Here is a 16,400-nt window from a genome sequence, read left to right on the forward strand (position 1 = left end):
AGCCGCGCCGCGTGCGCAGGGGCGGGGCTCGAAGCGGGCGCACCGGTGGGAGCCGGCGGCGTTCCGTCGGCGGGCGGCTCTGTTTCACGGATACCCTTGACAGGTGACCGACGCCCAAGAGACCGCAGCAGACCCGGACCTGCGCACCATGGGGGACCCGCGGCGAGAACCGTGGGAGTCGCAGCCCCCGGACGGTGTCACCCCGGCGCCGATCCCCTTGCTCGAACCGCGTGAGGGCATCCCGCCCGTCGTGGCGGACGAGGAGGCGCTCGCCGAGGTCGTGGCCGCGTTCGCCGCGGGCAGCGGCCCGGTCGCCGTCGACGCGGAGCGCGCCTCCGGCTACCGCTACGGGCAGCGCGCCTACCTGGTCCAGCTGCGGCGCGCGGGCGCGGGCACGGCGCTGATCGACCCGGTCGGCTGCCCCGACCTCACCGCGCTCGACAAGGCGATCGGCGACGCCGAGTGGATCCTGCACGCCGCCACCCAGGACCTGCCGTGCCTGCGGGAGATAGGCATGCGCCCCGCCCGGCTGTTCGACACCGAGCTGGCGGGCCGGCTCGCCGGCTACCCCCGCGTCGGGCTCGGCGCCATGGTCGAGACCGTGCTCGGCTACGCCCTGGAGAAGGGGCACTCCGCCGTCGACTGGTCGACCCGCCCGCTGCCCGAGCCCTGGCTGCGGTACGCGGCGCTCGACGTGGAGCTCCTCGTCGACCTGCGGGACGCGCTGGAGAAGGAGCTGGACCGGCAGGGCAAGCTCGACTGGGCCCTCCAGGAGTTCCACGCCATCGCCACCGCGCCGCCCGCCCCGCCGCGCAAGGACCCCTGGCGCCGTACCTCCGGCATGCACAAGGTGCGCAGACGCCGGCAGATGGCGGTCGTGCGCGAGCTGTGGACGGCCCGCGACCGTATCGCGCAGCGCCGCGACGTCTCCCCCGGCAAGGTGCTCGGCGACGCCGCGATCGTGGAGGCGGCGCTCGCGCTCCCGCCCAATGTGCACGCGCTCGGCGCGCTGCCCGGCTTCGGGCACCGCACGGGCAAGCGCCAGCTCGAACAGTGGCAGGCGGCCGTGGACCGCGCCCGCGCCCTGTCCGAGCGCGAGCTGCCGCAGCCGGGCCAGGCCCTCCAGGGCCCGCCTCCGCCGCGCTCCTGGGCCGACAAGGACCCGCAGGCCGCGGCGCGGCTCTCGGCCGCGCGGGCCGCGGTGACGGCCCTCGCGGATGAGCTGCACCTGCCGCAGGAGAACCTGATCACGCCGGACACCGTGCGCCGGCTGTGCTGGGAGCCGCCGGCGCCCGCCACCGCCGACGCGGTGGCCGAGGCCCTGCGCGGGTACGGTGCGCGGCCCTGGCAGGTGGAGCTGGTGACGCCGCTGCTGGTCGAGGCGGTGGCGGCGGACTGAGCCGCCCCGCACGCCGCGGCTCTGCCCGGTGCCCCGCGCCGCCCGGCGAAGCCGCGGCAGCGGTCTTTCCGCGGCCGTGCCGGGCGCGGTGCACCGGCCGGGCCCGCCGGTCGCGGATGTGAGGTTCGACGCTCGCCATGATGGGGGTGGGCAGGTTAATTACTCGCGAGTAGCATGAGCGGCGGCGTGCCACTGCGCGCGTCGCAGTCGTGCCACCCCGCACCCTGGAGGAGAGCCATCGTGCCTCGTACCGTCAGGGACGTCGTCTTCGTCGACGGCGTCCGCACCCCGTTCGGCAAGGCGGGCCCGAAGGGCATCTACCACGAGACCCGCGCCGACGATCTCGTCGTGAAGTCCATCCGGGAGCTGCTGCGGCGCAACCCGGACCTCGACCCCGCCCGTATCGACGAGGTCGCCGTCGCCGCCACCACCCAGATCGGCGACCAGGGCCTGACCATCGGCCGCACCGCGGCCATCCTCGCGGGCCTGCCGACCTCCGTGCCCGGCTACGCCATCGACCGCATGTGCGCGGGGGCGCTCACCGCCGTCACCACCACCGCGGGCTCCATCGCCTTCGGTGCGTACGACGTCGTCGTCGCCGGCGGCGTCGAGCACATGGGCAGGCACCCGATGGGCGAGGGCGTCGACCCCAACCCGCGGTTCGTCTCCGAGAAGCTCGTCGACGAGTCTGCCCTCTTCATGGGCATGACCGCAGAAAACCTGCACGACCGCTTCCCGCACCTGACGAAGGCGCGCAGCGACGAGTACGCCGTGCGCTCCCAGGAGAAGGCGGCCAAGGCGTACGCCAACGGCAGGATCCAGCAGGACCTGGTGCCGATCTCGGTGCGCCGCACCTCGCCCGAGGGCGGCGAGACCGGCTGGGGCCTCGCCACGGCCGACGAGCCGATGCGCCCCGGCACCACGCTGGAGATGCTCGCCGGGCTCAAGACCCCCTTCCGCCCGCACGGGCGCGTCACCGCGGGCAACGCGGCCGGCCTCAACGACGGCGCCACCGCCTCCCTGATCGCCGCCGAGGACTTCGCGCGCGAGCAGGGCCTCCCGGTGAAGATGCGCCTCGTCTCCTACGCCTTCGCCGGCGTCGAGCCCGAGGTCATGGGGTACGGGCCGATCCCGGCGACCGAGAAGGCCCTCGCCAAGGCGGGCCTGGCCATCTCCGACATCGGCCTCTTCGAGATCAACGAGGCCTTCGCCGTGCAGGTCCTCGCGTTCCTCGACCACTACGGCATCGCCGACGACGACGAGCGCGTCAACCAGTACGGCGGCGCCATCGCCTTCGGCCACCCCCTCGCCTCCTCCGGCGTCCGGCTGATGACGCAGCTGGCCCGGCAGTTCGAGGAGCACCCGCACGTACGCTACGGCCTGACGACGATGTGCGTCGGCTTCGGCATGGGCGCCACGGTCATCTGGGAGAACCCGCACTTCGACGGAGGCAGCAAGTGAGCGACATCGCCGAACTGCTGAAGGGCGCGGCCGAGGTCTTCCCCGACGAGGTCGTCACCGAGGCGCACGTACGCCACCTCGACCTGCCGGCGGGCGCCGGGCGCTTCGCGCTGATCACCCTGGACAACGGCTTCGACCACACGAAGCCCACCAGCTTCGGGCCGCAGTCGCTCGCCCGTATCGACGCGGCGATCGACCAGGTCGAGAAGGAGGCGGCGGAGGGCACGATCGTCGGTGTCGGCGTCACGGGCAAGCCGTTCGTGTTCGCCGTCGGCGCCGACCTCAAGGGCGTCGGGCTGCTCTCCAGCCGCGAGGAGGCCGCGGCCGTCGGACGGGCGGGCCACGACGTGTTCGCGCGGCTCGGCTCGCTCGCCGTGCCGACCTTCGCGTACTACAACGGCGCGGCCATGGGCGGCGGCGTCGAGATCGGCCTGCACTGCCAGTACCGCACGGTCTCCGCCTCCATCGCCGCGTTCTCCTTCCCCGAGGTCTTCCTCGGCCTTGTGCCCGGCTGGGGCGGCTGCGTGCTGCTGCCGAACCTGATCGGCGCGGGTCCCGCGGTCAACGTCGTCATCGAGAACGCGCTCAACCAGAACCGGCAGCTCAAGGGCGCCCAGGTGCTGGAACTCGGCATCGCGGACGCGCTGTTCGAGGCCGCGGACTTCCTGGAGCAGTCGCTCACCTGGACCGCCGCCGTCCTCAAGGGCGAACTGGAGGTGCGGCGCCCGGAGATCGACCGCGGCGAGGCGTGGGACCAGGCCGTCGAGTGGGGCAGGGCCGTCGCGGACTCCAAGGTGCACGGCGCGGCGCCCGCCGCCTACCGGGCCCTCGATATCATCGCCCGGGCCAAGGACGGCGACCTGCGCGCCGGGTTCGAGGCCGAGACCGAGGCGCTCGCCGACCTCGTGATGGGTGGCGAACTGCGCTCCGGCATCTACGCCTTCAACCTGGTGCAGGGCCGCGCGAAGCGGCCGGTCGGCGCGCCGGACAAGAACCTCGCACGGCCCGTCAACAAGGTCGGCGTGGTCGGCGCGGGCCTGATGGCCTCGCAGCTCGCGCTGTTGTTCGTGCGCCGCCTCCAGGTGCCCGTGGTCCTCACCGACATCGACCAGGAGCGCATCGACAAGGGCGTCGGCTACGTCCACGCCGAGGTCGACAAGCTCCTCGGCAAGGGCAGGATCGACCAGGACACCGCGAACCGGCTCAAGGGCCTGGTCACCGGCGTGCTCGACAAGGCCGAGGGGTTCGCCGACGCGGACTTCGTCATCGAGGCCGTGTTCGAGGAGATGGGCGTCAAGCAGCAGGTGTTCGCCGAGGTCGAGGCCGTCGTGCCGGAGACCGCGATCCTCGCGACCAACACCTCGTCCCTGTCGGTCGGCGAGATGGCATCCAAGCTCGCCCACCCCGAGCGGGTCGTCGGCTTCCACTTCTTCAACCCGGTCGCCGTGCTGCCGCTGCTCGAGGTCGTACGCGGCGCGGCGACCGACGACGCGTCGCTCGCGACCGCGTTCGCCGTGGCGAAGAAGCTGCGCAAGACGGCGGTGCTGGTGAAGGACGCCCCGGCGTTCGTCGTCAACCGCATCCTCACCCGCTTCATGGGCGAGATCCAGAACACCATCGACGAGGGCACCCCGGTGGAGGTCGCCGAGCGCGCCGTCGAGCCGCTCGGCCTGCCGATGTCCCCGCTGGTGCTGCTCGAACTCGTGGGCCCGGCCATCGGGCTGCACGTCTCCGAGACGCTGCACTCCGCCTTCCCCGAGCGCTTCACCGTGTCGGGGAACCTGCGCGCGGTCGTCGAGGCGGGCAAGCGCGGCTTCTACACGTACGACTCGGGGAAGCCGGAGCTCGACCCGGAGATCCTGGCCCTGATGACGCAGGGCGACACGGCCCTGACGGAGGACCAGGTGCGGGCGCGCGTGCTGGACGCGGTCGCGCAGGAGGTCGGGCTCATGCTCGACGAGGGCGTCGTCGCGGAGGCGCAGGACATCGACCTGTGCCTGATCACCGGCGCGGGCTGGCCCTTCCACCTGGGCGGCATCACGCCGTACCTGGACCGGGAGGGCGTCTCGGAGCGCGTCAACGGCCGCCGCTTCCTGGCGCCCGGCGTGGCGAGCGTCCCCGCGTAGGGGACGGGCCCCCGCGCCTGCGGCCGGCCGCCGCGTGCACCGCGCACGCGGCGGCCGCCGCGTCTCCGGCGGGGCCCGGCGCCCGGCCGGGGCTCAGGCGCGCAGCGCCGGGTGGTCGGCGACCACCGTCGCGCTGCCCGGGGCGATCTCGGTGAAGCCCGCGTCCTGGACGACCGGGAGGCCGGCGGCCGGCAGCGAGCGCCAGGCGGCGGGCGTCGCCACCCGCGCGGCCAGCGGGAAGCCCGCCTCGCGCCAGGCCTTGCGCTCCGCTTCCCGCAGGCCCCACCAGGCGAGTTGGGCGCCGTGGCCCGCCTGGGCGCACGCCTTGCCCGCCGACATCTCCAGATGCGGGTTGAGCCAGAGGACCGGGACGGACGGCGCGGGCGGCGCGGGGGGCTCGGGCTCGGCGAGTTCGGTGCCGGAGACCTGGAGCCGCGCCAGGTCCTTCGGCCAGCCGTCGAGCGGGACCGGCGGGAAGACGCGGACCTCGGCGGGGTCGGCGGTCCGCGTGCCGGTCACGGTGATGCCGGGCAGCGCCCCGGCCCTGCGCCACTCCGCGCCGCGCGCCCTGCGGACCACCTTGCGGATGCGGGCGTCCTGCCAGTCGCGCACGGCGGCGGCCCACTCGCCCTCGCCGAGCGAGCGGTCGTCGGACAGGAGCGTGAGGACGGCGCGCGCCGCGGTCTCCAGGGCGTCGGTGCGCGAGGGCGGTGCCGCGCGCTCGATGCGCAGCACCAGCGGCAGCACGAACTGGGGCGCCGCGTCCCGCGGATCTGTCTCCCCGCCGGGCTCGGTGTTCGGGTCAGTGGTCACCCGTCGATTCTCGCAGGTGCTTTCTTGGCGGAATCAATGCCTCCGGGTGAGTATGCCTCCATGAAAAGCGACCTCTTCGCCACCGAGCACCTCGTCCAGCCGGCCACCGCGCCCGGCATGACGCTCCAGAACGCCAAATCGGTCCGGTACGTCGTCAACGGCGAGATGCACGCACGGCAGGGGGCCATGGTCGCCTTCCGCGGCAACCTCCAGTTCGAGCGGAAGGGCCAGGGCGTCGGCGGGCTGCTCAAGCGGGCCCTGACCGGTGAGGGCCTGCCGCTCATGGCCGTCAGGGGCCAGGGCGAGGCGTGGTTCGCGCACGAGGCGGCCAACTGCTTCATCGTGGAGATCGAGCAGGGCGACGCGCTGACGATAAACGGCCGCAACGTCCTCTGCTTCGACCCGACCCTCAGCTACGAGATCAAGATGGTCAAGGGCGCGGGCATGACGGGCGGCGGCCTCTTCAACAGCCTCTTCACCGGCTACGGGAAGCTCGCGGTGATCTGCGAGGGCGACCCGATCGTGATCCCGGTCTCCGCGCAGCAGCCGGTCTACGTCGACACCGACGCGGTCGTCGGCTGGAGCGCCCAGCTGGCCACGTCCCTGCACCGCTCGCAGTCCTTCGGATCCATGATCACCGGCGGTTCTGGGGAGGCCGTGCAGCTGATGCTCCAGGGCGACGGCTTCGTGATCATCAGGCCGAGCGAGGCCACCCCCGCGCAGAGCGGCGCCCACTGAGGGGGCCTGCCCCCGGACGTACCCTGGGCGCATGGACGAGACGAAGGGCGCCGCGGTGTACGCGGACTGCGTGCAGTGCGGGGAGCCGACCGAGTACCCGGAGACGACGCGCGGCGCCACGCTCTGTCCGGTCTGCGAGTGGCAGGAGGGCCAGCGGTCGGCCTGCTCGGGCTGACCCGCGGGGTCCGAGCCGAGGCGCGCGTCAGCCGAGCGCGAGCAGCCTCTCCCGCGCCGCCGCCACGTCGAAGCCGGCCCGCGGACAGCGCGGGTCGAGTGCTTCGAGGTGCTCGCGCAGCAGCGTGGAGACCGCCCAGTCCCGGTACCACTTGCGGTCGGCCGGGACCAGGTACCAGGGTGCCGCCTCGGTGCCGCAGCGGGTCAGCGCCGTCTCGTAGGCCCGGTGGAACTCCGGCCACAGCGCCCGGTCGGCGAGGTCGCCCTCGCTGAACTTCCAGTGCTTCTCCGGGGTGTCGAGCCTGGCCAGCAGGCGCTCCTGCTGCTCCGCGCGGCTGATGTGCAGGAAGACCTTGACCACGGTCGTGCCGTGGTCGGCGAGGGACCGCTCGAACCGGTTGATCTGCCCGTACCTGCGGCGGATCTCCCGGTGGCCCACCAGGTCGTGCACCCGGGCCACCAGCACGTCCTCGTAGTGGGACCTGTTGAAGATCCCGATCTCGCCCGGCTGCGGCAGGGCGCGCCTGATGCGCCAGAGGAAGGAGTGGCTCAGCTCCTCGCGGGTCGGCTCCTTGAAGGACCTGATCCGGCAGCCCGCCGGGTTGAAGAGGCCGATCACATGCTTGACGGTGCCGTCCTTGCCGCTGGTGTCCATGCCCTGGAGCACCAGCAGCACCCGCCGGATGCCGCCCGCCGTGCTCGCCGCGTACAGCCGCTCCTGGAGGCTGCCGAGCGGCTCGGCGAGCGCCGCGGTCGCCGCCCGGCCCGCGGCCTTGCCCCGGGGCCCGCCGGGCGTCGCACGCGGGTCGTGGGCGGCGAGGTCGACCGCCTCGCCCGGCGGCAGCCGCAGCAGGTCCGAGAGCCGCGGCGCGCGGGCACCGCCGTCCTTGCCGCCCTTGTGCTTCCCGCCCATGGCGCGTCCTTCCTCCCGGTACCCGGCCTGCATCGAGGATGCGACGGGAGGGCCGGGCGCGCGAGCCGCGCGCCGGGCCCTCCCGCTTCGGGCGCGGGGCTCAGGCGAGCGACGCGCTCAGCGTGATCGTGGTGCCGGAGAGCGCCTGGCTCACCGGGCAGTTCGCCTTGGCGTCCTCGGCGGCCTTCACGAAGCCCGCCTCGTCGAGGCCGGGGACCTCGCCCTGCACCGTGAGGTGGATGCCGGTGATGCCGGTGCCGGGCTGGAAGGTGACCTCGGCCTGTGTGGTGAGCCGGGTCGGCGGCGTGCCCGCCTTGTCGAGGCCGTTGGACAGCGCCATGGAGAAGCAGCTGGAGTGGGCGGCCGCGATCAGCTCCTCGGGGCTGGTCCTGCCGTTCGCCGCCTCGGCGCGCGACGGCCAGGACACCGCCTGCTCGCCGATGCCGGAGGAGTCGAACGTGACGGTGCCGGCACCCTGGAGGAGGTTGCCCTCCCAGACGGTGTGTGCCTGGCGCGTGGTGGCCATGGTGGAACCCTTTCTCTGGTTGCGTACGGCTCCGGACGGTTACGTACGGCTTCAGAACCTACCCGGTGTCCGCTACCGTCCGGTGATCAGCTCCCCGGCTTCCCTGGCCAGGGCCGTGAGCCGGGAGATCGCACGGAAGTACTTCTTGCGGTAGCCGCCTGCCAGCATCTCCTCGCCGAACAGCCGGTCGAAGGGCACGCCCGAGGCGACGACCGGTATCTCCCGGTCGTAGAGCCGGTCGGCGAGCACCACGAGGCGCAGCGCCTTCGACTGGTCGGGCACCGGGCCGACCCCGGTCAGGCAGACGGCGCGCAGCCCGTCCGTCAGCGCCCCGTAGCGGCTCGGGTGGACGCTCGCGAGGTGGTCGAGGAGGTCGGGGAAGGCGTCGAGGCTCGCCCCGTCGGTGCGCCGGGCTGCGGCCGTGACCTGCTCGGGCGTCCACGGCTCCGGCGCCTTGGGCAGGCCGCGGTGGCGGTAGTCTTCGCCGTCGATGCGCACCGGCCTGAAGTGCGCGGACAGGCCCTGGATCTCGCGCAGGAAGTCCGCGGAGGCGAACCTGCCCTCGCCGAGCCTGCCCGGCAGCGTGTTGGAGGTGGCGGCGAGCGCCACGCCCGCCTCGACGAGGCGCGCGAGCAGGGTGGAGACGAGGACCGTGTCGCCGGGGTCGTCCAGCTCGAACTCGTCGATGCACAGCAGCCGGTGGCCGCTGAGCGTCCGCACGGTCTGCTGGAAGCCGAGCGCGCCCACCAGGTTGGTCAGCTCCACGAACGTGCCGAACGCCTTGCGGGCCGGCTCCGCGGGCGTCGCGTGCCACAGCGAGGCCAGCAGGTGGGTCTTGCCGACGCCGTACCCGCCGTCGAGGTAGACGCCGCGCGGGCCCGCGGGCGCCGCGTCCCTCCCGCGGCCGAACCAGCGCCGCCTGCCGCCCGCGCCCGCACCGTCGCCGCCGAGCCCGGCGGCGAAGCCGCGCAGCACCTCCACGGCCGCGGCCTGGCTCGGCTGCCCGGGGTCGGGCACGTACGTGTCGAACCGTACGGAGTCGAAGCGCGGCGGCGGCACCAGCTCGGCGACCAGCCGGTCGGCGGGCACGTGCGGGGAGCGGGCGCACAGGGAGAGCGGGGCAGCCTCGGTTGCGGGGGCACCGGAGGCGGCGGAGGAGGAGGTCACGTTGCTCAACTCTAGGAGTTTGACCAGACTGCTGCGCATGCGACGCCTGTTCCCTGTGACCGATCAGACATCCGAGGACCGGGAGCGGGGGGTGCGGCCGCCCGGCGGCGACCGGGAGTGGACGCTCGACGAGCTGGCCGAGGCCTACGCCTACCCCGGGCGGGAGGCGGGACGGGCCTGGCTGCGCGGGAACATGGTCACGACGCTGGACGGCGCCGCGCAGCACGAGGGGCGCTCGCACACGCTCTCGTCCGCCGCCGACATGCGGGTCTTCGGGGTGCTGAGGGCGCTGGCCGACGCGGTGGTCGTGGGTGCCGAGACCGTGCGGCAGGAGGGGTACAGGCCGGTCAGGGCGCGGGAGGCGTTCGCGGCGCGCCGCGCCGCGGCCGGGCAGGGCCCCGCGGCGGCCGTCGCCGTGGTCACGGCCGGGCTCGACCTGGACTTCTCGCTGCCGCTGTTCACCGCGCCCCTGGTGCCGACGCTGGTGCTGACGGGCGCGGCGGCACCCGGGGAGCGGGTGCGGGCCGCCGAGGCGGCGGGTGCCGAGGTGGTGGTCGCGGGCGAGGGGAGGGGCGTGGACCCGGCGCGCGCCGTGCGGGAGCTGGCCGCGCGCGGCCTGACGCGGCTGCTGACCGAGGGCGGGCCCAGGCTGCTCGGCCAGTTCGTGGCGGCCGGGGTGCTCGACGAGCTGTGCCTGACGGTGGCGCCACTGCTGGTGGCGGGTGGCGCGCAACGCATCGCCGCCGGTCCCGGCCTCGACCTGCCCGCCAGGTTCGAGCCGGTCTCGCTGCTGTCCGACGACGGCTTCCTGTTCTGCAGGTACGCGCGGACGGGCGCCCCGTGGATCTCCCGCGATCAGGGGTAGGGGAACCGCGGAACGGATTTTCGAGGCCGCGTGCCGGGCCAAGTAACGGAATATCACGTTCCGCTTAGCTCCGGCTGGGCAGACTAGAGGCCACCCCGCCGCGACGGCGGGGAAGGATGGTTTCAGCGGTGGGCCGCGGTCGCGGCCCGCCAGGACGGACGGAAGGGCGCCTGTCGTGTTCACGAGCGTACTGATGATCGAGAAGGCCCTGACGCCCCAGGACGTGGAGTTCGTGACGACCCTCCACGGCGACCAGAAGGTCTCCTTCGTGGTGCTCATGCAGCCGCGCGGGGACCAGGCAGACGTACTGCTGCGCGCCATCGACGACGTGGCCTACGGGGAACTGCGCGAGGCGGCGCAGGAGGGCGAGGAGCCCGAGGGCGGCGAGGCGAGACACCCCGCGGAGGTCGCGCTCGCCCGCACGCTGACCGCCCTGCGCGAGACCGGCTCCGAGGCGACAGGAGAGGTGGTCGAGGCGCACCCGCTCGACCGGCTCAAGGCCGTCGTGGACGTGGCGGCGGCCGACGAGGTGGTCGTGCTGACCGAGCCGCACTACGTCGAGGAGTTCTTCCACCGCGACTGGGCCTCCCGGGCGCGCCACCAGGTCGGCGTCCCGGTGCTGAAACTCTTCGCGCACAGCGAATAGGGTGAGGCGCGACCCACGGCCCGCCGCGGCAGGCCCTCGCGCGACCCCCTACTGGAGACACGTATGGCACCCGCTCCCGGCATCCCGGCCGCCATGGAACGGCCGCACTTCATCGGCATCGGCGGCGCGGGCATGTCGGGGATCGCGAAGATCCTCGCCCAGCGCGGTGCCAAGGTGGCCGGCAGCGACGCCAGGGAGTCGGCCACCGCCGACGCCCTGCGCGCGCTCGGCGCGACCGTGCACGTCGGGCACGACGCCGGGCACCTCGCGGACGACGCCACCTGCGTCGTCGTCTCCAGCGCGATCCGCGCGGACAACCCCGAGCTGGCACGGGCCGCCGAGCTCGCGGTGCCCGTCGTGCACCGGTCGGACGCGCTCGCCTCGCTGATGGCGGGCGGGCGCGGCCTGGCCGTCGCGGGCACCCACGGCAAGACCACCACCACCTCGATGCTGGCTGTCGCGCTCGGCCGGCTCGGCCTCGACCCGTCGTACGCGATCGGCGGCGACCTCGCGGGCCCCGGCACCAACGCCGGCCACGGCGACGGCGAGATCTTCGTCGCCGAGGCGGACGAGAGCGACCGCAGCTTCCAGAAGTACGACCCCGAGGTCGCCATCGTCCTCAACGTCGAACTCGACCACCACGCGAACTACGCGTCGATGGACGAGATCCACGAGTCGTTCCAGAAGTTCGCCGCCAAGATCGTCCCCGGCGGCACCCTCGTCGTCTCCGCCGACCAGGCGGGCGCCGTGGAGCTGACCCGGCGGGTGCGGCGCGACAGCGGCGCCGGCGCGCCGCGCATCGTCACCTACGGGCTCGCCGAGGACGCGGACGTGCGCGTCCTCGCCATCGAGCCCGACGGCCTGACCAGCCGCGTCACCGTCCTGCTCGACGGCGCCGAGCTGGCCTTCCGGATCTCCGTGCCCGGCCGCCACTACGCCACCAACGCGGTCGCGGCGCTGGTCGCGGGCGTCGCGCTCGGCATCCCCGCGGCCGAGCTCGCCGAGGCGCTCGGCGCGTACACCGGCGTGGGCCGCCGCCTCCAGCTCAAGGGCGAGGCGGGCGGGGTGCGCGTCGTCGACTCCTACGCCCACCACCCCACGGAGATGGCGGCCGACCTGGAGGCGATGCGCGCCGCGCTGCCCGCGGACGGCCGGCTCCTCGTGGTCTTCCAGCCCCACCTGTTCTCCCGCACCCAGGAGCTCGGCAGCGAGATGGGCCGGGCGCTCGCGCTCGCCGACGCCTCCGCCGTCCTCGACATCTACCCGGCACGCGAGGACCCGCTGCCCGGGGTCACGAGCGAGCTGGTCGTCGACGCGGCACGGGCGGCGGGGGCGCAGGCCACGGCCGTACACGACAAGGCGGCAGCGCCGGAGCTCATGGCGGGAATGTCGGAGCCCGGCGATCTCGTTCTCACCATGGGCGCGGGAGACGTCACGGACCTCGGCCCGCTGGTCCTCGCCCGCCTCAACGATCGGAGGGAGACCGCGTGACACCTGGAATCAAGAAGGCGTACGACGTCGTCAAGCCGGATGAGCAGTGGCGTGCCGAGCTCTCGGACAAGGAGTACGCGGTGCTGCGCGAGGCGGCCACCGAGCCCGCCTTCACCGGCGAGTACACCGACACCGAGACCGAGGGCGTCTACTCCTGCCGCGGCTGCGGGGCCGAGCTGTTCCGCTCCGACACGAAGTTCGCCTCCCACTGCGGCTGGCCGTCGTTCTTCGACCCGAAGGACAGCGACGCCGTCGAGCTGATCGAGGACCGCTCGTACGGCATGGTCCGCACCGAGGTGCGGTGCGCGTCCTGCGGCTCGCACCTGGGGCACGTGTTCAAGGGCGAGGGCTACCCGACCCCGACGGACCTGCGCTACTGCATCAACAGCGTCTCGCTGCGGCTCGACCCCGCGCAGAGCTGACGCCGCCGCGGGCCCGCCCGCAGCGGCCGACACGGGCCGTCCCGCAGCGCGGGGCGGCCCGCCGCCATGCGGCGCACCATCCGGTCAGGACCTGCGGCCGAGCCCGCCGAGCCGGCGCCCGAAGCGGCTGAGCGCCGACTCGCGCTGCCAGGCCCTGAACTCCTCGGCGCGGTGCGCGCCCGCCGCCTCAAGGCGGCGCTCCACCTCCGCGAGGCCCTGCGCGGGCAGCGCCCGCACGGCGGGCCGTGCCACCTTGTCGAGCAGCGCGGTCCGCGTCTCGTCCCACGCCCGGGTCGCGCCGGGCAGCGACGTCCAGGCGGCGAAGCAGTCCGCCGCGTACGCGGGCACGGACCGCAGCCGCTCGCCGACCCGCTCGCCGCGCGCGGCGGCCGCGTAGGCGGCGAGCAGCCCGGGGTCGCCGCCGTGGACCAACGCGTACAGCTCGCCGTCCGGCCGGTCCTCGGAGAGCAGGCCGTACGCGAGGGCCGAGGCGAGCCGGTCGAGCACCGCGGGCGGCACCGGACCGTGCCGCAGCGCCGCTTCGCGCAGCGACAGCGCGCGCTCCACCCACGGCGCCGGCGCGCGGCCGGCCGCGAGCGCGCCCGCGAACTCCAGCAGGGCCAGCGCGGAGCGCGGCCCGGGGCCGATGGCGTCGGGGAAGCACCGCAGCAGCTCGGGCGCGAGCGCGGGCGCCTCCTCGTCGTCGGCCGGCGCTTCGAGCGCGGCCCGCACCAGCACCCGCCAGGTCCCCGCGACCCGGTGCGCGTCCGAGCCGGTGCCGTCCAGCATCCGGCGCGCCTCACCGGCCCCCGGCAGCTCGTCGCCCCACACCAGGCGCACCGCTGTGCGCAGCACCAGCGGCTCGGCCAGCGGCGACACGCCCGAGGCGCGCAGCGCCGCGTGCAGCGCGCCGACCCGGCCGTCCCCGGGGCCAGGCGGCCAGGGCGCGCCCGCGCACATCCGCAGGTGCGGCAGCGCCTGCACCCCGGTCAGCGCGAGCGGCACCGCGGCGGTCAGCCGCGCGGCCGCCGCGGGGTCCTCGGCCGCCTTGGCGTCCAGCGAGCTCAGCAGCTCGGTCCGCAGTTCGAACTGCTCCTCCAGGACGGCCTCGACCGCCGGGCCCCAGGCGTGCCCGGGGCCCGCGAGCAGCGCGCCCGCGAGCTTCGCCGCCACGCCGGGGACCAGGTCCGCGCAGTCCACGCCGAGCACCCCTGCCACCCGCAGCAGCGTCGGCGTGCCCGCCACACCGTCGGCGCCGCCGCCCGCCACGCCCGCCCGCAGCTCCTCGGCGAGGTCGTCGGCGAGCCGCTGCCTGAGCGCGGCGGGCAGCCCGGCCAGCCGCGCCACCGGCAGCTCGGGCACCGCCGACGGCGTCCGCACGGCGAGCGTCAGCACCAGCGCGCCGAGCGGCGCCGTCGTCGCGGAATCCGCCGTCATGCCGAGCGCGCCGAGCAGCCTGGCCAGGGCGCCCGCCTCGGTGGCCGTGCGCGGGCCGTCCGCGGCGCACAGCGCGGCCACCACCCGTTCGAGCAGCGCGGGGTCGAGGGCGCGCGCGTGCAGCCTGGCCCAGGCCGCGGCCTCCGCGCGGCCGTCCGCGTCGAGTCCCACGCCGCCGGCGAGCGCCGCGCAGGCCAGGGCGCCCGCCGAGAGCCTGCCGTCGGGCAGCGCGTCCGCCGCCTCGAAGACGCCGGGCGCCCCGGCGAGCCAGACCCGGGCGGCCGCCGCCGCCCAGGTGCGGAGCGTGTCGGTGGGGTCCGCGCGCCCCGTGTCCTGAGGCGCGCGCTCGTCGGCGCCCGGCTGCCCGCCGAGCACCACATAGCCGTCCGCCTCGGGCCGTCTGCGGCCCGCGAGCGCCGCCACGTCCTCCGGCCGCACCCCGACGACCTGCTGCGGCGCCGAGCCCGGCCGCCTGGTGTACGTGGTGAACGTCAGCCGCGCCGCGTACCCGGGCGGCAGCGCGGCCGAGGCCAGTGCGAGCCAGCGCGCCACGTCCGTGCTGTCCCGCTCGACCAGGAACACCCGGGAGAGCCTGGCCGCCGCGCCGCCGCCGTGCGCGTGCCACCCCTCGCACACCTCGCGCACCGCGGCGAGGAACGGCGCGAGCCGCGCCGAGCGGGTCGTTGCGAACGCCGTCAGCGCGCTGGTGCCCAGCGGTCCTGCGGCGGCGGGCGGGGCGCCGAGCGCGTCGAGCGGCGCGATCCGCCCGTCCGCGGGAGCCGTACCGGCCCACTGCGGGTCCTCCCAGGCGGCGAACGGCAGCGTGCCGCCCGGCAGCCCTGCGCCAGGCGGGACGACCACGGCATGGGTGTGGAAGGCGCACCAGCGCCCGCTGTGGTCCACGCCCGTGCACACCGCGCGGGCCAGCAGACGGCTGCCGTCCGACAGCAGGGTGTGGCTCAAGGTCCTCGGGAGCGCGGCCAGTTCGGCGGTCGACGGGTGCGGGGGAGCGTCCCGGGGCGGCTCGTAGCCGAGGAGTGGCTCCGCCTCCTTGAGCAGGCCCTGCGGCAGCCCGGGCGACACGGCGGTGAACCGCGCCCCGGGCGCGTCCGAGCCGCCCTCGGGGGCCGAGGTGTAGTGCAGCTGCGCCAGGCTCATACCCGGGACCCTTCGTGCCTTCGTGCCTTCGTGCCCTGTCGGGGGGTGCGGACCCTGCCGCCGCCGCGCTCGCGCGGCGGCCCGGCCGGGCGCGCGGCACGGTTGCCGGGCGCAGGGGAGCGGGTCCTCGCGGAAAGCTTTTCAGATGGCGGTGCGCGGAGTCGAACAGGGCCCCGCGGCACGGCAGTACGCGGCCCGTCGGCCAGAATCGCCGGTATGGAATCGATCCCGGAAGGGCACGCGCACCGCTTCGACGCTCTCGTCGCCAGGGCCCGCGGCCTCGCCCCGGCGGGCGGCCGCGCGCTGCTCGGCATCGCGGGGCCGCCGGGCGCGGGGAAGTCGACCCTCGCGCTGCGCCTCGTGGAGCGGCTCGTGGAGACCGGGGGGCCCGGCGCTGCGGCGCTCGTGCCCATGGACGGCTTCCACCTGGCGCAGGCCGAGCTGGTGCGGCTCGGCAGGGCGGACCGCAAGGGCGCCCCCGACACCTTCGACGCGGCCGGGTACGCGGCGCTGCTCGCCCGGCTGCGCGCGCCCCGGGCGGGCGAGGTGGTGTACGCGCCGGCGTTCGACCGGTCGCTCGAGGAAGCGATCGTCGGCAGCGTCGCCGTGCCCGCGGCGGTGCGGCTTGTCATCACCGAGGGCAACTACCTGCTGCACGACGACGCGGCGTGGGTGCCGGTGCGCCCCCTCCTCGACGAGGTGTGGTTCCTCGCCCCCGACCCGGCGCTGCGCGTGGCCCGGCTGATCGAGCGCCATGTGCGCCACGGCAGGGACCGCGCCGCCGCCGAGCGCTGGGTGGCGCGGTCCGACGAGGCCAACGCCCGGCTGGTCGAGGCCGGCAGGGGCCGGGCGGACCTGGTGGTGGCGGGCGACCCGGTCCCGGGGGCGCGGGGCGGCGCGGATACCGATGGGGAAAAGGTTTCCGGCGGCCAGGAGGACTGGGCATAGCATCGAAGGACAGGGGTACGGCTCCGGCCGGTACGGGGCCGCCGCCCGCGACGCGGCGCAGGGGCCCGCGGCACACAGGCGGAAGGGCGCGGATGCACGACACGGCGCTGCGGCGG

15 protein-coding genes are annotated in these 16,400 nt (G+C 75.1%); 10 read left to right on the top strand and 5 right to left on the bottom strand.

What is annotated here, in order from left to right:
* The first annotated feature begins 103 nt into the window (after nt 1-103).
* The 3 genes from AB0910_RS21980 (at nt 104) to AB0910_RS21990 (ending at nt 4,986) form a co-directional block, all read left to right on the top strand.
* A complete protein-coding gene (locus AB0910_RS21980; RefSeq protein ID WP_366746304.1) occupies nt 104-1,399 on the top strand; it encodes a ribonuclease D in 1,296 nt (431 codons plus the stop codon).
* A gap of 240 nt (nt 1,400-1,639) precedes the next feature.
* Nucleotides 1,640-2,860 (top strand): acetyl-CoA C-acyltransferase, encoded by a 1,221-nt coding sequence (locus tag AB0910_RS21985; protein WP_366746305.1) that lies wholly within the window; start codon nt 1,640-1,642, stop codon nt 2,858-2,860.
* Nucleotides 2,857-4,986, top strand: a complete 2,130-nt coding sequence (locus tag AB0910_RS21990) for a 3-hydroxyacyl-CoA dehydrogenase NAD-binding domain-containing protein (RefSeq protein ID WP_366746306.1) — start codon at nt 2,857-2,859, stop codon at nt 4,984-4,986. The genes AB0910_RS21985 and AB0910_RS21990 overlap by 4 nt, the downstream gene beginning before the upstream one ends.
* Nucleotides 4,987-5,079: 93 nt before the next feature.
* On the opposite strand, the gene AB0910_RS21995 is transcribed toward AB0910_RS21990, so the two are convergent.
* On the bottom strand, nt 5,080-5,799 hold the full coding sequence (locus AB0910_RS21995; protein ID WP_366746307.1) for a peptidyl-tRNA hydrolase: 720 nt from the start codon (nt 5,797-5,799) through the stop codon (nt 5,080-5,082).
* Between the two features lie 60 nt (nt 5,800-5,859).
* Here AB0910_RS21995 and AB0910_RS22000 point away from each other — a divergent pair, with 60 nt between their 5' ends.
* Together AB0910_RS22000 and AB0910_RS22005 are read left to right on the top strand one after the other, a co-directional pair.
* A complete protein-coding gene (locus AB0910_RS22000) occupies nt 5,860-6,537 on the top strand; it encodes an AIM24 family protein (RefSeq protein ID WP_366746308.1) in 678 nt (225 codons plus the stop codon).
* Nucleotides 6,538-6,568: 31 nt separating this feature from the next.
* Nucleotides 6,569-6,712 carry a hypothetical protein gene (locus AB0910_RS22005; RefSeq protein ID WP_366746309.1) on the top strand — a complete coding sequence of 48 codons (144 nt, stop codon included), beginning with the start codon at nt 6,569-6,571 and terminating at the stop codon, nt 6,710-6,712.
* 27 nt (nt 6,713-6,739) lie between these two features.
* Here the strand turns inward: AB0910_RS22005 and AB0910_RS22010 are convergent, their stop codons facing one another.
* The 3 genes from AB0910_RS22010 to zapE all read right to left on the bottom strand — a co-directional run bounded on the left by AB0910_RS22010 (nt 6,740) and on the right by zapE (nt 9,356).
* On the bottom strand, nt 6,740-7,624 hold the full coding sequence (locus AB0910_RS22010) for a PPK2 family polyphosphate kinase (RefSeq protein ID WP_366746310.1): 885 nt from the start codon (nt 7,622-7,624) through the stop codon (nt 6,740-6,742).
* Between the two features lie 100 nt (nt 7,625-7,724).
* On the bottom strand, nt 7,725-8,150 hold the full coding sequence (locus AB0910_RS22015; RefSeq protein WP_366746311.1) for an OsmC family protein: 426 nt from the start codon (nt 8,148-8,150) through the stop codon (nt 7,725-7,727).
* Between the two features lie 72 nt (nt 8,151-8,222).
* Nucleotides 8,223-9,356 carry a cell division protein ZapE gene (gene zapE / locus AB0910_RS22020; RefSeq protein WP_366746312.1) on the bottom strand — a complete coding sequence of 378 codons (1,134 nt, stop codon included), beginning with the start codon at nt 9,354-9,356 and terminating at the stop codon, nt 8,223-8,225.
* Between zapE and AB0910_RS22025 the strand changes: the two genes are divergently transcribed.
* From AB0910_RS22025 to msrB, 4 genes are all read left to right on the top strand, one after another.
* Nucleotides 9,355-10,182: a pyrimidine reductase family protein gene (locus tag AB0910_RS22025; RefSeq protein ID WP_366746313.1), complete on the top strand. Its 828-nt coding sequence runs from the start codon at nt 9,355-9,357 to the stop codon at nt 10,180-10,182. The two genes, zapE and AB0910_RS22025, sit on opposite strands and share 2 nt — an antisense overlap.
* A gap of 193 nt (nt 10,183-10,375) precedes the next feature.
* Nucleotides 10,376-10,828: an indole-3-glycerol phosphate synthase gene (locus AB0910_RS22030; RefSeq protein ID WP_366746382.1), complete on the top strand. Its 453-nt coding sequence runs from the start codon at nt 10,376-10,378 to the stop codon at nt 10,826-10,828.
* Nucleotides 10,829-10,891: 63 nt separating this feature from the next.
* On the top strand, nt 10,892-12,319 hold the full coding sequence (gene murC, locus AB0910_RS22035) for a UDP-N-acetylmuramate--L-alanine ligase (protein ID WP_366746314.1): 1,428 nt from the start codon (nt 10,892-10,894) through the stop codon (nt 12,317-12,319).
* Nucleotides 12,316-12,741, top strand: coding sequence for a peptide-methionine (R)-S-oxide reductase MsrB (gene msrB, locus AB0910_RS22040; protein WP_366746315.1), 426 nt, complete (start codon nt 12,316-12,318; stop codon nt 12,739-12,741). Before murC ends, msrB begins: the two co-directional genes overlap by 4 nt.
* 84 nt (nt 12,742-12,825) lie before the next feature.
* On the opposite strand, the gene AB0910_RS22045 is transcribed toward msrB, so the two are convergent.
* Nucleotides 12,826-15,336 (bottom strand): GTPase-associated protein 1-related protein, encoded by a 2,511-nt coding sequence (locus tag AB0910_RS22045; RefSeq protein WP_366746316.1) that lies wholly within the window; start codon nt 15,334-15,336, stop codon nt 12,826-12,828.
* Between the two features lie 216 nt (nt 15,337-15,552).
* Here AB0910_RS22045 and AB0910_RS22050 point away from each other — a divergent pair, with 216 nt between their 5' ends.
* Nucleotides 15,553-16,284 carry a nucleoside/nucleotide kinase family protein gene (locus AB0910_RS22050; protein ID WP_366746317.1) on the top strand — a complete coding sequence of 244 codons (732 nt, stop codon included), beginning with the start codon at nt 15,553-15,555 and terminating at the stop codon, nt 16,282-16,284.
* Nucleotides 16,285-16,400 lie beyond the last annotated feature (116 nt).

It is taken from the genome of Streptomyces sp. NPDC047002 (assembly GCF_040704505.1).
GTDB lineage: Bacteria > Actinomycetota > Actinomycetes > Streptomycetales > Streptomycetaceae > Streptomyces.

Bases quoted from the DNA above. Each gene is read 5' to 3' on its own strand.
- AB0910_RS22000 (WP_366746308.1), top strand. From the start codon at position 5,860: ATGAAAAGCGACCTCTTCGCCACCGAGCACCTCGTCCAGCCGGCCACC.
- AB0910_RS22005 (WP_366746309.1), top strand. From the start codon at position 6,569: ATGGACGAGACGAAGGGCGCCGCGGTGTACGCGGACTGCGTGCAGTGC.
- AB0910_RS22010 (WP_366746310.1), bottom strand. From the start codon at position 7,624: ATGGGCGGGAAGCACAAGGGCGGCAAGGACGGCGGTGCCCGCGCGCCG.
- AB0910_RS22015 (WP_366746311.1), bottom strand. From the start codon at position 8,150: ATGGCCACCACGCGCCAGGCACACACCGTCTGGGAGGGCAACCTCCTC.
- AB0910_RS22025 (WP_366746313.1), top strand. From the start codon at position 9,355: ATGCGACGCCTGTTCCCTGTGACCGATCAGACATCCGAGGACCGGGAG.
- zapE (WP_366746312.1), bottom strand. From the start codon at position 9,356: ATGCGCAGCAGTCTGGTCAAACTCCTAGAGTTGAGCAACGTGACCTCC.
- AB0910_RS22030 (WP_366746382.1), top strand. From the start codon at position 10,376: ATGATCGAGAAGGCCCTGACGCCCCAGGACGTGGAGTTCGTGACGACC.
- murC (WP_366746314.1), top strand. From the start codon at position 10,892: ATGGCACCCGCTCCCGGCATCCCGGCCGCCATGGAACGGCCGCACTTC.
- AB0910_RS22045 (WP_366746316.1), bottom strand. From the start codon at position 15,336: ATGAGCCTGGCGCAGCTGCACTACACCTCGGCCCCCGAGGGCGGCTCG.
- AB0910_RS22050 (WP_366746317.1), top strand. From the start codon at position 15,553: ATGGAATCGATCCCGGAAGGGCACGCGCACCGCTTCGACGCTCTCGTC.